This is a genomic window from Bradyrhizobium sp. AUGA SZCCT0182 (assembly GCF_018130185.1).
GTDB lineage: Bacteria > Pseudomonadota > Alphaproteobacteria > Rhizobiales > Xanthobacteraceae > Bradyrhizobium.
In genome coordinates, this window is record NZ_JAFCLY010000092.1 from 1 (window position 1) to 5,145 (window position 5,145).

General features: G+C 59.8%; 4 protein-coding genes. 1 reads left to right on the forward strand and 3 read right to left on the reverse strand.

The window, feature by feature from the left end; all coding sequences use genetic code 11:
• The first annotated feature begins 339 nt into the window (after positions 1 to 339).
• Entirely contained in the window at positions 340 to 1,578 is a 1,239-nt protein-coding gene (locus JQ611_RS41225) for a vanadium-dependent haloperoxidase (RefSeq protein ID WP_212468828.1), read from the forward strand.
• Positions 1,579 to 2,561: 983 nt separating this feature from the next.
• On the opposite strand, the gene JQ611_RS41230 is transcribed toward JQ611_RS41225, so the two are convergent.
• The 3 genes from JQ611_RS41230 to JQ611_RS41240 form a co-directional block, all read right to left on the reverse strand.
• Positions 2,562 to 2,843: a hypothetical protein gene (locus JQ611_RS41230; protein WP_212270380.1), complete on the reverse strand. Its 282-nt coding sequence runs from the start codon at positions 2,841 to 2,843 to the stop codon at positions 2,562 to 2,564.
• A gap of 244 nt (positions 2,844 to 3,087) precedes the next feature.
• The gene (locus JQ611_RS41235; RefSeq protein ID WP_212270378.1) at positions 3,088 to 3,363 is read right to left on the reverse strand and encodes a hypothetical protein; all 276 of its coding nucleotides are present in this window, start codon (positions 3,361 to 3,363) and stop codon (positions 3,088 to 3,090) included.
• A 257-nt stretch (positions 3,364 to 3,620) separates the two neighbouring features.
• Entirely contained in the window at positions 3,621 to 4,808 is a 1,188-nt protein-coding gene (locus tag JQ611_RS41240) for a 6-phosphofructokinase (protein WP_212000733.1), read from the reverse strand.
• Positions 4,809 to 5,145 lie beyond the last annotated feature (337 nt).

The following is a 5,145-nucleotide window of genomic DNA, read 5'->3' on the forward strand; positions in this document are numbered from 1 at the left end:
GCCGAGAAAGACCTTGCTCTATCAGACGCCGGCTGAGAAGTTCGCAGAATGTGTTGCAGCGATCGGTTGAACTCGCCAGCTAAAGCGGACATTATGCCCGCAAGGGTGGTCTCGCGTCCCCGGGCCCCGTTAGCCCAATTTATGCGCTGCAGCGAGAGCAGCGCCACCTTCGGACGAAGCGGTAGAGTTATACAGAATTCGGCAGACAGCCAATCCAAAAGCCAAACAGCCAGGATGCGTCATCTCGACCAATAGTCCACGCCAGTGGAAAGAAGGAGACTGACCGTACCCACCGAGTGGAGGGTCCGCATGTGTGGGCACCACAAAGGGAGGCGCAAAATGAGATCCGATTTAAAATTATCGGCTGCAACTTTGCTGCCGGGCATAGTCGCGGCAGCGCTGTTGGCGGCGCCCGCGCGCGCCGATGTAGTCACCGATTGGAACGTCATCACCAATGATCTGGTGGCGAACGACGTCGGCAACAATCCCAAACTCCGCACCTTGGCCATGGTGCATGTCGCCGTGTCCGACGCGATCAACACGGTTCAGAATCGTTACACGCGCGTAGTCGCAACGCTTCCGGCCGCACCAAGCGCATCCGCAGAAGCCGCGGCCGCGGCGGCCGCGCAGCAGATCCTCACCCAGGTCTATCCGCAGCAGAAAGCCAAGATCGAAGAGGGCTACGCGGCATCACTCAAGGCGATCCCAGAGGGGCCCGCAAAGACCGAAGGCATCAAGCTGGGTATGGAGGTGGCCGCCGCGGTCCAGGCCGACCGCGCCAACGACGGCACCAACGCTCCCGACACTTACAGGCCGCACGCTGCTCCCGGGGCCTACGTGCCGACGACGCTGCCGGCGTGGGAGCAATATGCGCGCGCGAAGCCATGGGTGCTCAACGGCGCCGACCAGTTCCGGCCCGGCCCGCCGCCGGCACTGTCGAGCGCAGAGTGGGCCCGCGACTACAACGAGGTGAAGAGCCTCGGCGGCACCAAGAGCACGGCGCGCACTCCCGAGCAGACCGAAGCGGTAACATTTTGGGGCAACGTCAATTTTGGCCCTGCCCTGCAAGCGGCGGCGCGCGAGCTTGCGAAGGCAAAGGAAATGCCGCTCGCTGAATGTGCGCGCCTGTTCGCACTGCTCAACATGGGTCTGGCGAACGCCTACGTTCTCAATTGGGAGGCGAAGTACTACTACAATTTCTGGCGGCCCGTCACCGCCATCCGCAATGGCGACCAGGACGGCAACGATGCCACCGAGCGCGATGCCGGCTGGACTTCGTTCAATCCGACGCCAATGCATCCCGAATACCCGTCGCAGGCGACCTACAACGCCACCACCGCGGTGGCGGTCCTGGAATCGGTTTTCGGGCCGGTGAAGGCCATTCCGTTCACGGCGACCGATGTGCGGGATCCGAAGCGGACCAGGCAGTTCGCCAGCCTGGCCGATATGGCCGAGGAGCAGAAGAATGTCCGTGTCTGGGGTGGCGTGCACTATCGATTCGCGATCCGCGCCAGCGAGGATGTAGCCCCAAAGGCCACGGCATACCTGATCGAGAACACGCTCAAGCCGGCACGCTAATGCCGTAGCCAAAACGTAAGACCCCGGGCTCGTGATGCGAGTCCGGGTATTCATCAAAATCCGAACTTTGACGGCGAGCCAAAGTGAGCTGGTTGTAGCTATGAGCGTAGTCGCGATTGCCGCTACAGAAGAGGTCGCCTCTGCGCGGGCACGAGGGCGCTGGGGCTGATCGTGCCGCAAGCACTTTTGGTGTCTGCGAACGAGGTCATCGATAAGGGCAGGGACGGTCTGTCGACGAAGCGCTGCGCCTCGTCGGTTGCGAGCATGTCCGCTTCGGGCGCCTTTGCGACATGCCGACAACCTTTGACGAAGTCCGCTGTTGAGGGCAAAGCCGACTTCCCGAAGGCCCGCCTGGACTTCTCAGTTTGACCCGGAACGGACCTCGTCGAGGGGCGCGTTCTCGAAGCGTACAAATTTCTTGATCCGTTCCCATATCTCCTCAGGTGCTGGCCCCTTTCCATTCCGTTCGATGGCTAGTGGCCCCTTTACAACTTTAGCAGTGGCTCCTTTTGAATCGGGAACCGCGTCGGGGGAATGAGAGTTTTGGGATGGGGCGACGGAGGTTCCCATGTCGGAGCGACGGCACATTGAACACGATCACCCTTTGGACGAGCGGTTAGCCCTAGAGGCAATCAAACTTAGGGAAACCGCCAAAAGTCTGAAGCCGGGATCGAAGCGGCAGACGCTTCTACGCAAAGCCCGCGAGGCAGAAACCGCCGCCAGCATTACCGCCTGGATTTCGTCACCCGGACTGAAGCCGCCAGAATAGGGAGGCAGCGCAGTGATTAAGTCGATAGGGTGCTTCGTATGCGATGAAACGCGGTGCGTCTGTGACGCCCACCCTGACCGGCCATGGTCAGGGAAATATGCGTGCGGTTGCGGTGCCACCGCCATGGCCTGTCCCTCATGCAGCAGGTTCATTCCGCTGCCACAACTCAACAAGGGATTTGAAGTAAAGGTACAAAGTTAACTTGTTCTCGATTTTACCCAGCCCTACTTTCCAGCACCGATTCACGGGCTGGTATGACATGCAGCACATTTACCGCGCTTTCCTGATCAGCTCGGACGGCCATATCGTTGATCGCGTTGAGATCGAATGCGATGGTGATGACACCGCCAAAGAGCGCGCCAAGCGGCTCGTTGACGGCCATGATGTAGAGCTGTGGGACGGAACGCGGAAGATCGCGAAGTTCACGAACAAGAATTAAGGCCGCCTCAGGTGGGCACTGTGTCCCGATTTCATCAGTCCGTAATTTTACCGTCACGAACCTTTCCCAGGTTCCCGCAGTTGGATAGGTTGGGCGCTGGGGTAGCAATGGGTGGCGTAATAATGACAAGGCACACTCAGTTGGCAGTGACACCACGCGACCGCTTTCTTGAAGCGGCACAAAAGGAACTTGCGGCTTTCGAGCAGCGCGAGCACGAGTTTTCCAAGAAGGAACGGAAAGAACGGGCTGCCGAATTGCAGATGCCCATCGAGAGGGTCGGACTTCAAAGCTAGGCGGGGGCCTAGATCGCAAGGCAAAGAGGCCGCCAGATGAGGCGGCCTCTTTCATTATCGATGCCAACCCGCTCCGTGGTATAACGGTCGGGCTTGCCGTAGACCTCCATCGCTCCGCGGGTGAGCCCTAGCATGGCAAGTGAAATGGCCGCGAATGCGAAATGATGATGGAGCATAACACTGAAGAAGCGCGTTATCAGGATCTGGTAGGAAAGTGTCGCGAACGCCAGCACAAAGACTGCCAGATAATAGCGACCGGGACTCTTGGATATGGATTGCAACACGCTGCCCTCTTAGTGGAGCCCTGATGGGCTCTATTGGGCACGCTTTGACCAACTCGCGCTACACGCGATCGCCGGATAACTACGTCGTTCCGTCAATCGTGATGGTGCCGAATGTAGTGCGTTCGATCTCCATGGCCCTGACCCCTTCATGATCTCGGCACGAGGCCCTGACACCCGCGTCGGCAGACCCATCTGGCCGGGCACTACTTCCGAGGCTGCCCCATAGGAGACGTCCTTGGCGGTTACCGCCTGGCACCCTATGACGCGCGGTTGAGAAAGACCGGCAGCCCCAGCTTGTTGCCGTAGGTAGGGCGGTAGCGCTCCGTGTTGTATGTGCTGGCGACATCCAATTTGCGAGGCCCCAGCTTGGGGTCAGGGATGGGCACGAGGTCGTAACGGCCCTCTACCAGAGCCGACATGAGACCGGTCTTGCCTTCCAGGATGGCATCGTAAGCCATGTTGCCGAAAGTCAGGGCTACAAGCTTGTCGATGAAGTCAGGTTCGCCCGATCGCAAATCGTAGGTAAGGTCAGAGGTGATTGTCTCTTCTCCAACGCGCTGCTTGATCTCCTCGGCAAGCGATTCCGCCACGCTGGCCTTCTTGCGGTGACCATAGGCGTCGGGCTCGCCGTATTCCTGCAGCTTGTAGCCCTCCCACTCGGCGCCCTCGCTGAGCACGATCAGCGCGTAATTGCTCGGGTTGGCGCGCTTCTCTTCAAGGAGCAACTGGATCAATCTGTCGAGATTGACCTTGTACTCCGGTATGACGCATCGGATCGAGGTCGCGTACGCGGTGTAGAGCGCGGTAAATCCGGCATCGCGGCCAAAGACGCGGAAAATGCCAATTCGCTCGTGCGAGCCGACAGTGGTTCGCTGCCGCTGGATAGCTGCGCTGGCGCGAGTGATCGCGGTCGAGAAGCCGATGCAGTACTCGGTGTTGCGGACGTCGTTGTCCATCGTCTTCGGGATGGCGATGATCTTGACACCGAGTTCGTTGAGCTTGGCGGCATAACTAAGCGTGTCGTCGCCGCCGATGGCGATCAGGTGTTCGATGCCGAGCCCCGAGAGGTTCGCCAGCACCTGGCCGGTGAGGTCCCACGTCTTGGTTGCGCCGCCGCCCCTGGTACTTAGGGAGACCGGAAGGTCCTTGCCGACGAGATGTTCGGGCAGCTTTTGCATTTTGGACGGATTGATGCGGCTCGAGTGCAGCACGGTGCCGCCGCTCCGGTCGATGGTGCGCGTGTTTTCACGATTCAGGGGCATGAGGTAGTGAGATTTGCTGGCCGGGTCCTCCAGGTTGAGGTGCGTGAGGGCCTCCCAACCACGGCGGAGGCCGATGACCTCGATGTCGTTCTCACTGCCGCGATAAGTGACGCTCTTGATGACAGCGTTAAGGCCGGGGACGTCGCCGCCGCCCGTGAGAATGCCGATGCGTTTTCTCGCCAAGCCCACCTCCCAGCATTGGCATGTCGCAATTTGCGACCTCGCCAGCTCAAATGAAAAATATCACTCAGACTCGACCCAACGATCGTCCTAAGGTTTTTAGCATATGCCGGTCTCAGATCGCCGGGGCTACCAGGTTGAAGAGGTCACTGCGAAATGGTCTGCTACGCTCTCCCACGATGGGTCCGCTACACTCTCTCACGAGGGGAAGGACTGACCTTCTTCGTCGGTGACGGCGGCATAGAGTTGCTAGAGGCCCCGCTGCCATGAGCGTTTCCGCCGTTTGTGGCTTCAAGGCGCTCTTGCGCACTATGGGCGGCCTCTTGCATGGCGGCTTGAG